Here is a 1118-nt window from a genome sequence, read left to right on the forward strand (position 1 = left end):
TCGGGTTGAGCAGATTGCCCAAGATGCAGGGATAAGCCGCACCACGGTCAATCGACTGATGCGGCGGGGCGCGCTGGAGCGCGTCAAAATCGGCAATGCCACGCGCATCACGGCCGAAAGCTATCGTACCTGGATCGCGTCGCTGTCCCGCACCAGCGCCGCCTGAAACGGAAAAACGCCAGCCTGCGATTTGCAGACCGGCGTCCCGTTGAAGGCTTATCGATTGAGGCTACCGAACACCTCGATTGATACGGTTCGTCGGGCCGCTCGTCCAGAAAAAATCGCGGTTGGCACATAGGAAAAGTGCCATGCCGAGCTTGAAAAAGCGCGGGCGCCCGAAGTGCGTCCGCAGTGGGGGAAGTGTGCCCCGCCTGATCCTCCTGTCCGACGCCTGCCGTCCCGATGGTGAGCCGCGCGTCGGGGTGCTGATGCCGGGTTGCCGGCTGCCGGTCCTCTTTCCGTCGATCGCCGCCGCCAGTGCTGCCATCGAGGCCGGGAGGGCTGCGCGATGAGCAAACGCACGCGTCAGATGAAACTGCCCGTGCCTTATCTGAGCAGTGGGAAGGAGGCGCCACAGGACATCGTCCCCGAAGCGATCATCGACTGGGGCTCGGTCATGCACCTGTGGGTGCTGGAAATGGATGGGGACGCTGTACCTGTCTACGCGCCATGTGTGGTCTTCGGCGACGACACCTGGTCGATGATCGGTCCTGTCGGGTCGCTGGAGGCGGCGCGGCAGACTTGCCATCGGTGGGCCGCCATCCACGACCGCACGGTTCGGGACATGACGCGCCCCCGTCGGCAACTCATGTCTCAGGCAGAAGCCACCGTCGATATCGAGCCGTCCGAGCTTGATGCGGCGTTGCCGGGCGACCCTTGGTCCTATGATGACAGGACCGATCGCTTTCGCCTCAATCTTGCCTGTCTGGGTGTCGAAATTGCGGATGAGGTCACCGGGAGCGATCTGCCTATCGACCAGAAGGCCGAGGCGCTTCGTCCCGGCCTCTCGCGCGTCGAGAGCATTTTCCGCAGATGCCCCGTCATCCAACCGCATTACATTGCCCCCTGGATGGCCAAAGTGCGCGCTGCGGCTGTGTCCTGGCTGACCGAAATGAGCG

At 63.4% G+C, this 1118-nt stretch carries 3 protein-coding genes; all 3 read left to right on the forward strand.

Going from position 1 to position 1118, the window contains the following annotated elements:
• The first annotated feature begins 13 nt into the window (after positions 1 to 13).
• The gene (locus HLH36_RS19430) at positions 14 to 166 is read left to right on the forward strand and encodes a helix-turn-helix domain-containing protein (RefSeq protein ID WP_182987878.1); all 153 of its coding nucleotides are present in this window, start codon (positions 14 to 16) and stop codon (positions 164 to 166) included.
• A gap of 142 nt (positions 167 to 308) precedes the next feature.
• A complete protein-coding gene (locus HLH36_RS19435) occupies positions 309 to 512 on the forward strand; it encodes a hypothetical protein (protein WP_182987920.1) in 204 nt (67 codons plus the stop codon).
• Positions 509 to 1118 (forward strand): hypothetical protein (locus tag HLH36_RS19440; protein WP_182987921.1); only part of this gene is annotated, 610 nt, incomplete at its 3' end. The genes HLH36_RS19435 and HLH36_RS19440, both read left to right, overlap by 4 nt.

It is taken from the genome of Gluconacetobacter aggeris (assembly GCF_014174395.1).
In the GTDB taxonomy this organism is placed as follows: Bacteria; Pseudomonadota; Alphaproteobacteria; order Acetobacterales; family Acetobacteraceae; genus Gluconacetobacter; species Gluconacetobacter aggeris.